A 15,828-nucleotide genomic window follows, 5' to 3' on the forward strand; every position below is an offset into this window, starting at 1 on the left:
CGCCACCCGGTGATACAAAATTAAAGGGGGCCGCGTGGCCCCCTTATTTGTCTGGAGAATTTATTATGGCGAAAGAATTTGGTCGCCCGCAGCGCGTGGCCCAGGAGATGCAAAAAGAGATCGCAATCATCCTGCAGCGTGAAATTAAAGATCCGCGTCTGGGCATGATGACGACCGTTTCCGGTGTCGAAATGTCCCGCGATCTGGCTTATGCCAAAGTGTTCGTTACCTTCCTGAACGACAAAGATGAAGCCGCTGTGAAAGCGGGCATCAAGGCATTGCAGGAAGCGTCCGGTTTTATCCGCTCGCTGCTGGGTAAAGCAATGCGCCTGCGTATCGTGCCGGAGCTGACTTTCTTCTACGATAATTCGCTGGTAGAAGGGATGCGCATGTCGAACCTGGTGACCAGCGTGGTGAAACATGACGATGAGCGTCGTGTTAACCCGGACGACAGCAAGGAGGACTAATGAGTCGTCCTCGTCGTCGCGGCCGCGATGTGCATGGCGTTCTGCTGCTGGATAAACCGCAAGGTGCATCCAGCAACGACGTGTTGCAGAAAGTAAAACGTATTTATAACGCTAACCGGGCAGGTCACACCGGTGCGCTGGATCCGCTGGCAACGGGCATGTTGCCGATTTGTCTGGGAGAAGCGACTAAGTTTTCCCAGTATCTGCTGGATTCTGACAAACGCTACCGCGTGATTGCGAAACTCGGCCAGCGTACGGATACCTCTGATGCTGACGGGCAGGTAGTGGAAGAACGTCCGCTGGCATTTAGCCCGGAGCAGCTTGCTGCGGCGCTCGACAGCTTCCGTGGGGAAACCCAGCAGGTGCCGTCGATGTATTCGGCGCTGAAATACCAAGGGAAAAAGCTGTACGAATACGCCCGCCAGGGAATTGACGTGCCGCGTGAAGCCCGGCCAATCACGGTCTATGAATTGCTGTTTATCCGCTATGAAGGCGATGAACTTGAGCTGGAAATCCACTGCTCGAAAGGCACCTATATTCGTACGATTATCGATGACTTAGGTGAGAAGCTGGGCTGTGGAGCGCACGTGATTTTCCTGCGCCGTCTGGCTGTCAGTAAATATCCCGTTGAACGTATGGTGACGCTTGAGCAACTTCAGGCGCTGGTTGAGCAAGCGAATGTACGGGATATCCCGGCCGCGCAGCTGCTGGACCCATTGTTGATGCCTATGGATAGCCCGGCGTCAGATTATCCGCTGGTTAATATTCCGGAAACCTCGGCGGTCTACTTTAAAAACGGCAATCCGGTTCGTACCTCGGGAGCACCGCGACAAGGACTGGTCCGCGTCACTGAGGGCGAAGAAGGGAAGTTTCTTGGGATGGGGGAAATTGACGATGAAGGCCGCGTGGCTCCTCGTCGCCTGGTGGTTGAATACCCTGCCTGAGTGCTTTTCTTGCGATAAATGGCTGCTGCGAGTAGAATATCGCCGCTTAATGCCCGCCAAAGTGTTTTAACATTTTCGGGCGTTATATCAGGGGTTGCTGAATTAGAGATCGGCACCCTTTCTTTCTTTTAATTTTGGAGTTCGAAAATGTCTCTAAGCGTTGAAGCTAAAGCAAAAATCGTTTCTGAGTTCGGTCGTGGCGAAAACGACAGCGGTTCTACTGAAGTTCAGGTTGCACTGCTGACTGCACAGATCAACCACCTGCAAGGTCACTTTGCAGAGCACAAAAAAGATCACCACAGCCGTCGTGGTCTGCTGCGCATGGTTTCTCAGCGTCGTAAACTGCTCGACTACCTGAAACGTAAAGATGTTGCACGTTACTCTGCGCTGATCGAGCGTCTGGGTCTGCGTCGCTAATTCTGCGAGTTTCAGAAGAAGGGGCCTCACGGCCCCTTTTTTCGACCGGGCGGCAGCAATTCACTAAAAACTCATGTATTGTTGCTATTGATGATCTTCGTGCAGAGGTTCGCGCGGCTAATGAGAGGCTTGACTCGCAAGGGCGGGTAAAGGTTGTCATTAGTCGCGAGGATGCAGAAGATCGGGTCATAAGATGTCTTATCGTGGATTTGACATCATCTATAGATAAAAGGATAGAATTTTGCTTAATCCGATCGTTCGTAAATTCCAGTACGGCCAACATACCGTAACGCTGGAGACTGGCATGATGGCGCGCCAGGCAACCGCCGCTGTTATGGTTAGCATGGATGACACTGCGGTATTCGTTACCGTTGTTGGTCAGAAAAAAGCGAAGCCAGGCCAGGATTTCTTCCCGCTGACCGTTAACTATCAGGAGCGTACCTACGCAGCTGGTAAAATCCCGGGTGGTTTCTTCCGTCGCGAAGGCCGTCCTAGCGAAGGCGAAACTCTGATCGCGCGTCTGATTGACCGTCCGGTTCGTCCGCTGTTCCCGGAAGGTTTCGTGAACGAAGTTCAGGTTATTGCTACCGTCGTTTCCGTTAACCCGCAGGTTAACCCGGATATCGTCGCGATGATCGGTGCTTCCGCAGCGCTGTCTCTGTCCGGCATTCCGTTCAACGGCCCAATCGGTGCCGCTCGCGTCGGTTATATCAATGACCAGTACGTACTGAACCCGACCCAGGAAGAGCTGAAATCCAGCAAACTGGACCTGGTTGTAGCAGGTACCGAAGCTGCAGTACTGATGGTTGAATCTGAAGCTGAACTGCTGAGCGAAGACCAGATGCTGGGCGCAGTCGTGTTCGGTCACGACCAGCAGCAGGTTGTTATTCAGAACATCAACGACCTGGTGAAAGAAGCCGGTAAACCGCGTTGGGACTGGCAGCCGGAAGTGGTTGATGCCGCGCTGAACGCGCGCGTTGCTGCGCTGGCTGAATCCCGCCTGAGTGACGCTTACCGCATCACCGACAAACAGGAGCGTTATGCTCAGGTTGATGTGATCAAATCTGAAACCATCGCGACGCTGGTTGCGGAAGATGATGCTCTGGATGCTAACGAACTGGGCGAAATCCTGCACGCCATCGAGAAAAACGTGGTGCGTAGCCGCGTACTGGCTGGTGAGCCGCGTATCGATGGTCGTGAAAAAGATATGATTCGTGGTCTGGACGTTCGTACTGGCGTTCTGCCGCGTACCCACGGTTCCGCTCTGTTTACCCGTGGCGAAACTCAGGCGCTGGTTACCGCGACTTTGGGTACCGCACGCGACGCGCAGAACATCGATGAACTGATGGGCGAGCGTACTGACTCCTTCCTGTTCCACTACAACTTCCCTCCGTACTCCGTAGGTGAAACTGGAATGGTTGGTTCTCCGAAACGTCGTGAAATTGGTCACGGTCGCCTGGCTAAGCGTGGCGTTCTGGCCGTTATGCCGACTATCGAAGAGTTCCCGTATACCGTTCGCGTGGTTTCTGAAATCACCGAATCTAACGGTTCTTCTTCAATGGCTTCCGTCTGCGGTGCTTCTTTAGCGCTGATGGACGCAGGTGTGCCGGTGAAAGCTGCCGTTGCGGGTATCGCAATGGGTCTGGTGAAAGAAGGCGACAACTTCGTCGTTCTGTCTGATATTTTGGGCGATGAAGATCACCTGGGCGATATGGACTTCAAAGTCGCGGGCTCCCGCGAAGGTATCTCTGCGCTGCAGATGGATATCAAAATTGAAGGTATCACCAAAGAGATTATGCAGGTTGCTCTGAACCAGGCTAAAGGTGCGCGTCTGCATATTCTGGGCGTGATGGAACAGGCAATCAACGCGCCGCGCGGCGATATCTCTGAGTTCGCACCGCGTATCCACACCATTAAGATCAGCCCGGACAAGATTAAAGACGTTATCGGTAAAGGCGGCTCCGTGATTCGTGCGCTGACCGAAGAAACGGGCACTACTATCGAAATCGAAGATGACGGTACCGTTAAGATTGCAGCAACCGATGGCGACAAAGCGCAGCACGCGATTCGTCGTATCGAAGAGATCACCGCTGAGATTGAAGTGGGTCGCATCTATAACGGTAAAGTGACCCGTATCGTTGACTTTGGTGCGTTTGTTGCCATCGGCGGCGGTAAAGAGGGACTGGTTCACATCTCTCAAATCGCCGACAAGCGCGTTGAGAAAGTGACTGACTATCTGCAGATGGGTCAGGAAGTGCCGGTTAAGGTTCTGGAAGTTGACCGTCAGGGCCGTGTCCGTCTGAGCATCAAAGAAGCAACTGAACAAACTCAGCCTGCGGCTGCGCCGGAAGCTCCGGCTGCCGAACAGCAGGGCGAGTAAGGTTGCCGTTTGCCCTCCGCATTGCGGAGGGCGCATTACGGGCAGGACGCCCTGTTTGCAGCCGGGGAACTGGACGTTCATCCAATCGTTGTCTTCGGGAGTGGGAAATGAAGCCTTTTTTGCGCTGGTGTTTCGTGGCGACAGCTCTCACGCTGGCAGGATGCAGCAACTCTGCCTGGCGTAAGGACGCAGTCCTCGCGGTGCCATTGCAACCGACTTTGCAGCAGGAAGTGATTCTGGCGCGCATGGAACAAATTCTTGCCAGTCGGGCTTTAACCGATGACGAACGCGCACAGCTTTTATATGAGCGCGGAGTGTTGTATGATAGTCTCGGTCTGAGGGCATTAGCGCGAAATGATTTTTCACAAGCGCTGGCAATCCGACCAGATATGCCTGAAGTATTCAATTACTTAGGCATTTATTTAACGCAGGCAGGCAATTTTGATGCTGCCTATGAAGCGTTTGATTCTGTACTTGAGCTTGATCCAACTTACAACTACGCGCACTTAAATCGCGGCATCGCTCTGTATTACGGTGGTCGTGCTAAGTTAGCGCAAGATGATCTGCTGGCGTTTTATCAAGACGATCCCAATGATCCTTTCCGTAGCCTGTGGCTTTATCTCGCTGAGCGTAAGCTCGATGAGAAGCAGGCGCTTGAAGCGCTAAGGCAGCGCTTAAACAAGTCGGATAAAGAACAATGGGGATGGAACATTGTCGGGTTCTACCTTGGCGACATTAGCGAAAAAGAGCTGATGGACCGTCTGAAGGCAGACACAACGGATAACACCTCGCTCGCTGAGCATCTCAGTGAAACCAACTTCTATTTAGGTAAGTACTACCTAAGTCTGGGGGACAAGGACAGCGCTACGGCACTGTTCAAACTGGCGGTCGCAAACAACGTTCATAACTACGTTGAGCACCGATACGCATTGTTGGAATTATCGCTCTTGGGCCAGGAGCAAGATGACCTGGCAGAATCGGACCAGCAATAGCTGACGAACACATCAGCCCATTTTTTTGATTGCCATCACCTTTGCGGGTGAGGGCGTTGTTGTTCGTTAATACACCTACTTTGAGCCGGTTCACACTTTTCAATGAAAATTACTGTAAATTTTCACGATGAGTTATGTAGACTGGCCGCCATTAATTTTGAGGCACACGTACTACATGGCTGAATTCGAAACCACTTTTGCAGATCTGGGCCTGAAGGCTCCTATCCTTGAAGCGCTTAACGATCTGGGTTACGAAAAACCATCTCCGATCCAGGCTGAGTGCATTCCGCATCTGCTGGGCGGCCGCGACGTTCTGGGTATGGCCCAGACCGGTAGCGGTAAAACCGCAGCGTTCTCTTTACCGCTGCTGAACAACATCGATCCTGAGCTGAGAGCACCGCAGATTCTGGTGCTGGCGCCGACCCGCGAACTGGCGGTACAGGTTGCTGAAGCAATGACGGATTTTTCTAAACATATGCGCGGCGTAAACGTGGTTGCCCTGTACGGCGGCCAGCGTTATGACGTGCAGCTGCGCGCGCTGCGCCAGGGGCCGCAAATCGTTGTCGGTACCCCGGGTCGTCTGCTGGACCACCTGAAACGCGGCACGCTGGATCTCTCTAAACTGAGCGGTCTGGTTCTGGATGAAGCTGACGAAATGCTGCGCATGGGCTTTATCGAAGACGTAGAAACGATTATGGCGCAGATCCCGGAAGGTCATCAGACCGCTCTGTTCTCTGCCACCATGCCGGAAGCGATTCGTCGTATTACCCGCCGCTTTATGAAAGAGCCGCAGGAAGTTCGCATCCAGTCCAGCGTCACTACTCGCCCGGACATCAGCCAGAGCTATTGGACTGCTTACGGTATGCGTAAAAACGAAGCGCTGGTGCGTTTCCTGGAAGCGGAAGATTTTGATGCGGCGATTATCTTCGTTCGTACCAAAAACGCGACCCTGGAAGTGGCTGAGGCGCTGGAGCGTAGCGGCTACAACAGCGCCGCGCTGAACGGCGACATGAACCAGTCCCTGCGTGAGCAGACTCTGGAGCGTCTGAAAGACGGTCGTCTGGATATCCTGATCGCTACCGATGTTGCGGCCCGTGGCCTGGACGTTGAGCGTATCAGCCTGGTTGTTAACTATGATATCCCGATGGATTCAGAGTCTTACGTTCACCGTATTGGCCGTACCGGTCGTGCGGGTCGTGCTGGCCGTGCGCTGCTGTTCGTTGAGAACCGCGAGCGTCGTCTGCTGCGCAACATCGAACGTACTATGAAGCTGACCATTCCTGAAGTTGAACTGCCGAACGCAGAGCTGCTGGGCAAACGTCGCCTGGAAAAATTTGCCGCGAAAGTTCAGCAGCAGCTGGAAAGCAGCGATTTGGATCAATACCGCGCACTGCTGGCGAAAATCCAGCCATCTGCTGAAGGCGAAGAGCTGGATGTTGAAACTCTGGCCGCAGCGCTGCTGAAAATGGCTCAGGGTGAACGTCCGCTGATCCTGCCGCCGGATGCGCCGATGCGTCCGAAGCGTGAGTTCCGTGACCGTGACGATCGTTTCGAGCGTCGTGGCGACCGCAACGATCGTGGCCCGCGCGGCGATCGCCCTGAACGCAGTGGCGAAGATCGTCCTAAGCGTGAGCGTCGTGACGTTGGCGATATGGAGTTGTACCGTATTGAAGTGGGTCGTGATGATGGCGTTGAAGTTCGTCACATCGTTGGCGCGATTGCTAACGAAGGCGATATCAGCAGCCGTTACATCGGTAACATTAAGCTGTTTGCTTCTCACTCCACCATCGAGCTGCCGAAAGGCATGCCGGGTGAAGTACTGCAGCACTTTACGCGTACCCGCATTCTGAACAAACCGATGAACATGCAGCTGCTGGGTGATGCTCAGCCGCGTCCTGAGCGCAGCGGCGAACGTCGCGGCGGCGGCGAGCGTCGTGAAGGCGGTCGTGGTTTCGGTGGCGGTGAGCGTCGTGAAAGCCGTGGGTTTGGCGGCGAACGTCGTGAAGGTGGTCGTGGTGATGGTCGTCGTTTCAGCGGCGAACGTCGTGACGGTGGTAACCGTGCGCCGCGCCGTGATGATGCTGGTGCTGCTCCTCGTCGTGATGATTCCGCAGGCCGTCGTCGTTTCGGTGGCGATGCGTAATTAGCGTCTTCCGCTAACGTAAAGTAAATGATACAGCCCCAGTCTATATGATTGGGGCTTTTTTTATTTCCTTTGTACTTGTGTACTGGTACAGTGCGTCACATTCATAATGAGAAAAGAATTTTTGACTGGAGATTTCGGCAAATGGCGACACTTACCACTACGGTAACCCGACCGTCTTTATTTGGCGGCGTAGTGATTATTGGCGGGACGATTATTGGGGCTGGTATGTTTTCCCTACCGGTGGTGATGTCCGGCGCATGGTTCTTCTGGTCGCTGGCGGCGCTGGTTTTCACGTGGTTCTGCATGCTGCACTCCGGGTTAATGATCCTCGAAGCGAACCTGAATTATCGAATTGGCTCCAGCTTCGATACCATCACCAAAGATCTGCTTGGTAGGGGCTGGAATGTGATCAATGGCGTATCTATCGCTTTTGTACTTTACATTCTGACTTACGCTTACATCTCTGCCAGTGGCTCGATACTGCACCATACGTTTAGCGAAATGTCACTAAACGTTCCCGCGCGGGCGGCAGGCTTTGGTTTTGCTTTGCTGGTGGCATTTATCGTCTGGTTGAGTACCAAAGCGGTGAGCCGAATGACGGCTATTGTGTTGGGTGCAAAGGTTATTACCTTCTTCCTGACCTTTGGCAGCCTGTTGGGGCACGTTCAACCGACAACTCTATTTAACGTTGCTGAACAAAACGCGTCGTATATGCCGTATTTGTTGATGACGCTACCGTTCTGTCTGGCATCGTTTGGTTACCACGGTAACGTGCCGAGCCTGATGAAGTACTACGGCAAGGATCCGCGCACTATTGTTAAATGCCTGGTTTACGGCACGTTGCTGGCGCTGGGGCTGTATGTCGTTTGGCTGCTGGTGACGATGGGTAACATTCCACGTCCGGAATTTATCGGTATTGCACAGAAGGGTGGCAATATTGATGTGCTGGTTCAGGCGCTGAGCGGTGTATTGAATAGCCGTAGTCTGGATCTGCTGTTAGTTATCTTCTCAAACTTTGCGGTTGCCAGTTCATTCCTTGGCGTCACTCTCGGCCTGTTTGACTATCTGGCAGATTTGTTCGGTTTTGACGATTCCGCGTTAGGGCGCTTTAAAACCGCGATTCTCACTTTTATGCCGCCGATGATTGGTGGCCTGCTGTGGCCGAATGGGTTCCTCTACGCAATCGGCTATGCTGGACTGGCCGCCACTATCTGGGCGGCTATTGTTCCGGCGCTGTTGGCTCGAAAATCACGTGAACGCTTTGGTAGTCCATTATTTCGCGTTTGGGGCGGCAAACCGATGATTGTTTTAGTGTTACTTTTTGGATTGGGCAACGTCATTGTACATTTCCTGTCGAGCTTTAACGTATTACCGACCTATCAATAATTGAGTTTATACCTGAGCCAGATTTAACGATCTGGCTCAAAAAATATTTTATTTATTTCTCTTACTATAAATATTGTCTTGAATAAGGGAATATTTATATGCTGAATAATGATATTACTCTGCGTAAGCTTGAGATCTTCCTTAGCTATATGGAATCGATGAATATATCGAAGACAGCAGAGCTGATGAACATCTCATCCGTTAGCGTTCATCGGGCGCTTCATTCATTAGAAGATAATTTACGTTGTACTCTGTTTACGCATAACGGCAGGAATCTTTATCCTTTACCAGGTGCATGGGTTATGCAGAAACAAGCCCGGGAAGTGATTAATTCGATGGAGCGATGTATTTATCTTACCCGCGAAGCTTCTGGATATCATTCTCAGGTTTTACGTTTAGGGCTGCTTTATTCATTGGTACTAAAGACGGCTCCGCAAATTGTTCAAGGTCTAAAAAAAAGGTGTCCCGATCTGACCGTTGAATTTATCATGAACTCTAATAAAAAATTACTAGAGGCTCTGAATGAGGGAAAGATTGATGCCGTTCTGATTTCTACTCCAGATGATTACAACTCTCAGCTATTTGAGACATGGACGATATTTTCTGATTCAATCTTTCTTGCCGTACCGGTTACAGAAGCCGATAGTTTATCGACGCCCGTCGATTTACGGCTTCTGCAGAATAAGAAGTTTATTGCCTTAAGCGAAGGGTTCGCTACCTGGCGTGGTTTCCAGGAAGCATTTCAAATTGCCGGATTTACGCCTGATATTACCGTTAGGGTGCATGATGTCTTTTCGTTAATGAGTATGGTTAATGCCGGTATGGGCTATACCCTGATCCCTGGAAGGATGAGCGGGCTTTTCAGAAGCGGCATTCGTTTGCTGCCTTTGCAGGAGCCCTACCGGATGATGCAGGAGATCTCTCTGGTGTTTCCGCGTAGCCAGGAGAACCATCCAGGCCTGCTGTCTTTGCTGGCCGAGTGCCGTATGTATGCAAGACAGCTTATGATGGAGAGAAACGATACAGAGAAAACCCCATGAGTTCATGACTCAGCCGTTGATATACCACGGTTTCACCGTAGATAGAGACGGCAAGCCATTTTGGATTGCTGACTAAGGCAATTTTGATTTTAATCCGGTCGCCACTGATGCTATTTGCTAAAGCATGGGTCAGCGCTTGGTTGCTGGCCTGACATAACGTAAAAATGGCGGATTCCTGGCGTGTAATAATCTGATGCCTAAAAGCACAGCCGATGACGCAGCGTTGTAGCTTATTTTTTATCTCATCTGATGTTCCCGTCATAAAAGCAAAACCTACCTTATGTTCAGGCTTATCGACCAATAGTTTCTGGCGAAAATTTTCTTCATCTTCCTGTATACAAAGTGAGGCCAGAAGGGCAATTTGCCCGGGTTTCATTCGCTGGAATGAATACATATCAATCCCTTGCGCCTGCCGCAACTGCGGCAGGCGTGCTTGTCATTAAAAGAAGGGGGCTAAAGAGAGATAGAGCACCGATGGCGCCAGCAGGCATCCAAGCCCGGTATAAAATGTTGCGGTCATTGCGCCGTAGGGAACCAGTTTGGGATCTGTCGCCGCTAGCCCAGCGGCAACCCCGCTGGTTGAGCCCATTAATCCGCCATAGACAATGGCGGCCGCAGGTGAATTCAAACCCGCTGCTTTCGCAACCAGCGGTGTTAAGATCATAACTGCGATGGATTTAATCACCCCCGCGGCGATGCTGAGCGCAATAACATCGGAGCTCGCGCCGAGCGCTGCGCCGGTTACCGGACCAACGATAAAGGTGACGGCCCCGCCACCAATGGTGGCCATACTGATGGCATCGGTATAGCCAAAAGCCCATGCGACAATTGCACCCAGGTAAAAAGAGAGCACGGTCGAGATAATCAATGCCAGCGCTCCAGCCATCCCGGCTTTTTTCAGTTCTTCAAGCTTTACGCCGAAGGCGGTGGAGATGATGGCGAAGTCGCGGAACATACCGCCGCCCATTAGCGCAATACCGCTGAAAATGCTGATGTCAGCAAGGCCTTTTTTACCGCCAGTCAGTTCTCCGCCAACCCATGCCAGCAGGAGTCCGGCGGCGATGGCTATAGCTGAGCTGTGGATTTTGCCACGAAGAAGATGCGTAGAGATCCAGCTTGCGGCCCAGCACACGATACCGACCACCACAAAGGCGGTAATCAACCCGTTGCTGATAAAGTTACCGGTAAGAATCTTTGTAAGCTGATCCATTATTTGCATTCCTCGCTAACGGTGGAACTTCCCCGAGTGCCGCGACTACCGATTTTACTGAGCGGTTTGATTAACAAAAAGCCAATGAAAACGGCGCCAAGGCCAGCAATAAGCGCGACCGGACCGCCTTTAAGGGCGGCAATAACGTTTTGATTTGCTGACATGGCGACGACAATTGGGATATACATCGCATTCCAGAATGCCACCCCCTGTTCCGCAGGTTTCGAGAGTAGTCCTTTATCTACCAGTTTCTGGGACGCTATCACCAGAAAGAGCATCGCAAAACCAATGCCGCCGATGTTGGCAGAAATACCTAACAGAAGTCCCAAAAGATCGCCAATGATTAAACCGGCGAACATGCACAATCCCATTAACATCAATCCGTAAATAATCATGATGTTTCTCTTTGTCTATCCATACTAAAAGCGAATAACACAAAGCGGCTTAATAAAATCCGCATTGGGGAGATAATAAAAACAAAACAGTGGCTTTTAGCATAGCGTGTTTTTATTTGCAGACATTCATAAGAACATAATCTCGCTCAGTCACTATGATTTATCATATCAGCAAGCGAGACGCTTACTGATATGACATTAACATAGAAATAATTTCACAATAGAATGTCGCATTATTTTTTAATTAAATGCGTGCTGACTCACTTTATTCTGCAATGATTTCAAATAATACCATTCCCGGATTGACGCGGTCTCCCGTATTGACTGTAAGCGTTTTTAATATCCCGCTCTCCGGTGAGGCAACGGGCATCTTCATTTTCATCGCTTCAAGAATAATGACTACCTGACCTTTCTCGATTTTTTCTCCTGCGGCGGCCTTCACTTCATCGACAACGCCCGGGACTTTTGATTTAACTTCAGACATATTAGTTTCCTTTGATATATTTAACAGAACGATGTTCTCATTAACGTCGTGACCTGTTGTCGCGTTCGTAATTGAACATCGCTCTCTCCTTTAGCCAGCAGAGTTGAACTTCCACTGAACCACTCTTTAATATTGATGGCGTATCCATCGGATAAACGAATTTCGCCATCAATACGTAACTGAAATTGCCGTTCTGTATCGCATACGCTGGTCCAGCATTTTTTAAGGTCCAGTAGCGCATCAGGGATGAGACGAATATCCAGATCGGAATGGGTATCAGTCCACTGCCATGGGGTAACGATTTCCAGTGCCACCGATCCCCATACCCCGAGCTGAATTTCCGGCCAGCACCATCCCTGAGCTAACGTATTAAATGCGCGTATCGCATCAGTGAATCCGGCAGCAGGAAGATATGCTGTTTGCTCTGGCGTTGAGGTCCGCGTTATTGCTGATAACGCTACCTTTGTGGCCAGACGCAAACGCTGCCCTTGCCAGCGTAGGGGGAAACAAAACCCTATCGGAATCAGCTCATTGCGCCGTTCACCACGACGTACAATCCCCGGCAGGGACCCGCTGAGCAGATATTCCCGCGTCTGCTGCCGAAGGGAAGCGGGAAGAGCGCTAAACGTATGATCCAACTGCACCGTAATGCCCTCCAGCGCTGAAGGCTTCAGCCAGCACAAGGTATGTCGTTGCAGGGGGATCATCGTGCTTTACACCAGGCCGGATCGTTTTTCGCCTGCTGCTGTAAATCCCGTTGGGCTTGAAGCAGCGTGTCAAACTGAGCTGTTGCCTGCGGTCCGATGATATCGACAGGCGCGACTCCCGCGGTACATTCACCGGGAGTTGTCTTCGGCCAGAGCCGGATATGCGTCGCGCCGGCTTCGGTTTTCAACTGCGTCGAAACGTGACAAATTCGCCCTTTAATACGCAAGATCGTCCGCGCTGTACGCTCAACTATTTCCCGGCTCTGCGCTGTGGTTGCCATCACCACCATGTCATATTCCGGCGTAGTACGCTGGCGCTTCCAGGTCTGGATCTTTCCCAGCGGATTACAGAGATGTCCGCCAGCCGCGACGGGAAAGCTGTCGCCGGTCGGCAAGCCGCCAACGATGATTTCTCGCCAGTCACCGCCCTGCGGGGCAGGAACCAGCGAAATATCTTCGCGTAGTGGGACGCCATCAAGCACCAGCCAGCCGAACTCCTGACAGCCATAAATATCGTGCAGCGCATAGCCCAACGAAGCCGCCAGCGGAACCAGCTCTTCATCCAGCGGCGTTCCTGCCGTTATCAGCGTTAGCTTTTTCGGCAGCCTGTCTGCCAGGTCCATCTTTAGCGCCTGCTCCAGCGTGGCGCGTAAAAATGAGGATTCTCCCACCACCACGTCCGGCGACTGCTGGCACAGGGCTATCAACAGGGCATCCCGGCAGGAGCGGGATAAAAACGACCAGCGAAGGTCGCTCTCGTCCAGCGCCTGGCGAGTAAATACGTTGACCAGCGGCGCATAGGTCACCAGCACGTTCTGCCCTGCGATAACGCCGCATTCAGCCAGAGCCCGCTTTCCAGCGGCGGCGCGCAGCGCTAATTCGCTGTGTGTGATGCCGACGATATTCTGGAAAGCGCTGCTGCCGGTAGTGAAGGTAACCAGCGCCAGGTTGAGCGGCGTATGGATCTCTTCAATAACGTGCGCAGCCGTCGGGCCCGCAATGCCTTTATCATCCAGCGTCCGGCGCGGCATCTCCTCCAGAGAAGGGATGCCAGGTTGCGCCTGGAGCAGCCATTCGAGCGTGGTGATGGAATCGTTCATCTTGCTTTCTCCCTCGATCAGCCGGGTTGATAACGCGCTGCCACTTGCTGATACTCATCGTGCATCTGCGCCAGAATCACGCCGCGCATTTTTCTGCCGCCGCGCTCTTCGCCGGAGAGGCCGCGCCCCTGCGGACCGGTAGCCTGAATACCCGCATCCTGTTTTTGCCGACGTACTTCAGCGATATGTCGAACAACGGTCTCTTTCATTGCCGGAATTGTTTTCACCAGTTCTTCTACGCCGCCAAGCTGCCAGAAGAACTCCGGGCCTGCTGCAAAGACCGGATTGCTGCGGGAAAGCTCGCTCAGCCGCTCCACGTCCTGACGGGTGATACGCGCAATACTGCTTAGCGGCATCACGTGGATCATGGTGCCAAATTCCGAGGTCAGGCTGAGAATATGGTCGGCCTGCAGGCCGTGGCACAGAAACGCGCCGCTAATGGCGCGGCCAATGACCATGGCGATAATCGGGTGCCCGGCATGGCGCGCTTCGGCCAGTGCCAACTGGTACGCGCCGGTGGCCTTATTCATGCCGATAATCTCTTCCTGCTTGCCTGGCCCGTTGCCTGGGGTATCGACAATCAGCACCAGCGGGCGTTTTTCGCCAGCGGGCTTGTCTTTATCCAGCGCGATTGTGCGGTAGACCGCCAGCGCCATTTTGTAGCCCTCTTCCAGGCCGATCACGCCCGCGTAGACTACCGGGAAACGCGGGTTGAAGGTCATGGCGTCGTTGGCGATCACCGTGCAGATTTCACCGTTGATGCGTGCACTGCCGACTACTGCTCCAGGGCCGTAGTCATCGCAGGGCAGATTAAGCCCCGTAAGGGCGTTTTCGGCGAAGCTGCCTTCATCGACAATCAGGTCGATGGCGGCGCGCCCCTGGCCCAGTAAATTTTCCATCATGCTTCCTCCACGGACAGGCGTTGGACATTGTTCAGGAAGGTTTCCAGATCCATATCAACCAGCGATTGCGGGGCTAAATTTCCCGCAGCAGCCCAGACGTCGCGTGCATCGGTCGGCTCAAGCTCGTTGATTTTCTGGGTCAGCGCTATCTGCGCGCGGACTTTCGCCTCGCTGCCGATTCGGCGCATGGCTTCAATCTCTGGCCACGGCAGGTCGGCGATTAGCGAAGCCTGCTGGTGGAAAGCATCCAGTGAGTCGGCAATCAGATAGTTGCAGTCGCCAACGATGTATTTGTGCTTACCGCCGGTAGTGCGGAACACCAGCGCCCGGTCCGAAGCGTCGAATTCGCTGCGGCCCATCTCCTGCTCAATAACTTCCGGTCCGGTTAACCCGAGACGGCCTGATTCGCTCATCACGATCAGATCGGTCGCGGCGGCGACAAAGCCCATACCGCCGAAGCAGCCGATTTTGCTGCCTATTAACGCGATGACCGGTACGCGGCCGCGCAGGGTTTGCAGCATGTCCATGCACTCAGCGTGCGCCAGTAGACCGGCGTTGGCTTCGTGCAGGCGTACGCCGCCGGTTTCAAAGGAGATAAGCACGATGGGGCGGTGCGCCGGATCGTTGGTTTGCGCGGCTAGTTCATCGGCCAGCATCAGTGCGCCGACCATTTTCGCCCCGCCGACCTCGCCGACGGAACCGCCGATAAAACGGCCTTCCTGGGAGATAATGATTGCCGGATGCTGGCCAAGCAGCCCGATGCCGGTGACGACGCCATCGTCAAACTCTACCGCTTCACCCAGCACCGGCAGATGCGGACTAACCCTTTTTGCCACCGGGCCAATCAGCTCGGTAAACGTGCCTTTATCCACCAGCCCTTCGGCGCGAGCGCGGGCGCTGGCCTCCAGAAAACGCAGATCATTCATGATGGTTTTCTCCCGGCATGGCCTGTTGCAATGCTTGCTGAAGTCTTAACGCCACCACGGCAGGCGTGGCGTTGTTATCGTTGATGCTGACCTGCATATCGCCCACCGGTCCGTTGTCCAGGAAGCGGGTGAGGACGATTTCCCAGATAGCATCGAACCCGGTTACCGGCGTACAAATGCTGATGTCGATTCCACCGGCCAGGTCTTTAGGTTCAAGCAACACTTCCAGATCGCCGGAGCCTACGATGCCGCAGTGGACGGTTTGCGGCAGGGACGTACGGTCGATTCTGCCGCTGAAATGATGTGATATTTGATGTAGAGCCATTTGCTAT

General features: G+C 53.0%; 18 protein-coding genes. 9 read left to right on the top strand and 9 right to left on the bottom strand.

Annotation, left to right across the window (positions count from 1 at the left end; translation table 11 throughout):
* Positions 1-65: 65 nt before the first annotated feature.
* The 9 genes from rbfA to FN082_RS20930 all read left to right on the top strand — a co-directional run bounded on the left by rbfA (position 66) and on the right by FN082_RS20930 (position 9,772).
* Complete coding sequence (gene rbfA / locus FN082_RS20890; RefSeq protein ID WP_004106092.1) at positions 66-467, top strand: 30S ribosome-binding factor RbfA; 402 nt, start codon at positions 66-68, stop codon at positions 465-467.
* Positions 467-1,411, top strand: a complete 945-nt coding sequence (truB, locus tag FN082_RS20895) for a tRNA pseudouridine(55) synthase TruB (protein WP_142982293.1) — start codon at positions 467-469, stop codon at positions 1,409-1,411. Before rbfA ends, truB begins: the two co-directional genes overlap by 1 nt.
* 147 nt (positions 1,412-1,558) lie before the next feature.
* Complete coding sequence (gene rpsO / locus FN082_RS20900) at positions 1,559-1,828, top strand: 30S ribosomal protein S15 (RefSeq protein ID WP_002918244.1); 270 nt, start codon at positions 1,559-1,561, stop codon at positions 1,826-1,828.
* A gap of 241 nt (positions 1,829-2,069) precedes the next feature.
* On the top strand, positions 2,070-4,208 hold the full coding sequence (gene pnp, locus FN082_RS20905; RefSeq protein WP_142982294.1) for a polyribonucleotide nucleotidyltransferase: 2,139 nt from the start codon (positions 2,070-2,072) through the stop codon (positions 4,206-4,208).
* 107 nt (positions 4,209-4,315) lie between these two features.
* Positions 4,316-5,200 (top strand): lipoprotein NlpI, encoded by an 885-nt coding sequence (nlpI, locus tag FN082_RS20910; RefSeq protein WP_139540677.1) that lies wholly within the window; start codon positions 4,316-4,318, stop codon positions 5,198-5,200.
* A 102-nt stretch (positions 5,201-5,302) separates the two neighbouring features.
* On the top strand, positions 5,303-5,383 hold the full coding sequence (yrbN, locus tag FN082_RS20915; protein ID WP_085903200.1) for a protein YrbN: 81 nt from the start codon (positions 5,303-5,305) through the stop codon (positions 5,381-5,383).
* Positions 5,376-7,343: a DEAD/DEAH family ATP-dependent RNA helicase gene (locus FN082_RS20920; RefSeq protein WP_139540676.1), complete on the top strand. Its 1,968-nt coding sequence runs from the start codon at positions 5,376-5,378 to the stop codon at positions 7,341-7,343. Before yrbN ends, FN082_RS20920 begins: the two co-directional genes overlap by 8 nt.
* Positions 7,344-7,487: 144 nt before the next feature.
* Positions 7,488-8,732 (top strand): tryptophan permease, encoded by a 1,245-nt coding sequence (gene mtr, locus FN082_RS20925; protein WP_139540675.1) that lies wholly within the window; start codon positions 7,488-7,490, stop codon positions 8,730-8,732.
* A 98-nt stretch (positions 8,733-8,830) separates the two neighbouring features.
* Entirely contained in the window at positions 8,831-9,772 is a 942-nt protein-coding gene (locus FN082_RS20930) for a LysR family transcriptional regulator (RefSeq protein WP_139540674.1), read from the top strand.
* Here the strand turns inward: FN082_RS20930 and FN082_RS20935 are convergent.
* The 9 genes from FN082_RS20935 to mdcC form a co-directional block, all read right to left on the bottom strand.
* The gene (locus FN082_RS20935; RefSeq protein ID WP_142466707.1) at positions 9,735-10,166 is read right to left on the bottom strand and encodes a HutP family protein; all 432 of its coding nucleotides are present in this window, start codon (positions 10,164-10,166) and stop codon (positions 9,735-9,737) included. The two genes, FN082_RS20930 and FN082_RS20935, sit on opposite strands and share 38 nt — an antisense overlap.
* Before the next feature lie 45 nt (positions 10,167-10,211).
* Positions 10,212-10,982, bottom strand: coding sequence for a malonate transporter subunit MadM (madM, locus tag FN082_RS20940; RefSeq protein WP_139540672.1), 771 nt, complete (start codon positions 10,980-10,982; stop codon positions 10,212-10,214).
* Positions 10,982-11,377 carry a malonate transporter subunit MadL gene (gene madL, locus FN082_RS20945; protein ID WP_142462620.1) on the bottom strand — a complete coding sequence of 132 codons (396 nt, stop codon included), beginning with the start codon at positions 11,375-11,377 and terminating at the stop codon, positions 10,982-10,984. The genes madM and madL overlap by 1 nt, the downstream gene beginning before the upstream one ends.
* Positions 11,378-11,642: 265 nt before the next feature.
* Positions 11,643-11,861: an acetyl-CoA carboxylase biotin carboxyl carrier protein subunit gene (locus tag FN082_RS20950; protein ID WP_139540670.1), complete on the bottom strand. Its 219-nt coding sequence runs from the start codon at positions 11,859-11,861 to the stop codon at positions 11,643-11,645.
* A gap of 20 nt (positions 11,862-11,881) precedes the next feature.
* Entirely contained in the window at positions 11,882-12,568 is a 687-nt protein-coding gene (gene mdcG / locus FN082_RS20955; protein ID WP_139540669.1) for a malonate decarboxylase holo-[acyl-carrier-protein] synthase, read from the bottom strand.
* Positions 12,565-13,668, bottom strand: a complete 1,104-nt coding sequence (locus tag FN082_RS20960) for an acyl carrier protein (protein WP_142982295.1) — start codon at positions 13,666-13,668, stop codon at positions 12,565-12,567. Before FN082_RS20960 ends, mdcG begins: the two co-directional genes overlap by 4 nt.
* Before the next feature lie 17 nt (positions 13,669-13,685).
* Positions 13,686-14,567 carry a biotin-independent malonate decarboxylase subunit gamma gene (mdcE, locus tag FN082_RS20965; protein WP_142982406.1) on the bottom strand — a complete coding sequence of 294 codons (882 nt, stop codon included), beginning with the start codon at positions 14,565-14,567 and terminating at the stop codon, positions 13,686-13,688.
* A complete protein-coding gene (locus tag FN082_RS20970) occupies positions 14,567-15,496 on the bottom strand; it encodes a biotin-independent malonate decarboxylase subunit beta (RefSeq protein ID WP_139540667.1) in 930 nt (309 codons plus the stop codon). Before FN082_RS20970 ends, mdcE begins: the two co-directional genes overlap by 1 nt.
* Positions 15,489-15,821, bottom strand: a complete 333-nt coding sequence (mdcC, locus tag FN082_RS20975; protein ID WP_139540666.1) for a malonate decarboxylase acyl carrier protein — start codon at positions 15,819-15,821, stop codon at positions 15,489-15,491. The genes FN082_RS20970 and mdcC overlap by 8 nt, the downstream gene beginning before the upstream one ends.
* Positions 15,822-15,828 lie beyond the last annotated feature (7 nt).

Origin of the sequence: Klebsiella spallanzanii, from assembly GCF_902158555.1 — a bacterium.
Taxonomy (GTDB): Bacteria; Pseudomonadota; Gammaproteobacteria; order Enterobacterales; family Enterobacteriaceae; genus Klebsiella; species Klebsiella spallanzanii.